The 272-nt window shown below is 52.9% G+C and carries 1 protein-coding gene; it reads left to right on the top strand.

All coding sequences use genetic code 11. From position 1 onward, the window contains the following. A partial coding sequence (locus ACFWW2_RS12220; RefSeq protein WP_393928356.1) for a hypothetical protein occupies positions 1-272 on the top strand: 272 nt, incomplete at both ends.

Below are 272 nucleotides of genomic sequence, written 5' to 3'. Positions count from 1 at the left end.
GTCAGCGAATTCCTGATCAATGAGTTTACCAATGGCCGTCAAGGCAGTCCGAGCATTACAGCCCTCGCCAATGGTCACTTCATTGTCACGTGGCAGTCTGAAGACGGGCAGCAAGGCGATACGTCCAATTCTGCCATCAAGGCGCGTGTTTTAGACGCGGATGGAAATGAGGTCGTCAGTGAATTCGTGGTCAATGAGTTTACCAATGGCGAACAAACAAACCCGAGCGTGACAGCGCTCGCCGATGGCCATTTTGTCGTCACCTGGACGTC

The organism is Yoonia sp. R2-816 (genome assembly GCF_046762905.1).
Taxonomy (GTDB): domain Bacteria; phylum Pseudomonadota; class Alphaproteobacteria; order Rhodobacterales; family Rhodobacteraceae; genus Yoonia.
Note: the sequence above shows the minus strand (reverse complement) of the source record. Positions and strands in the feature narration are given on the sequence as shown.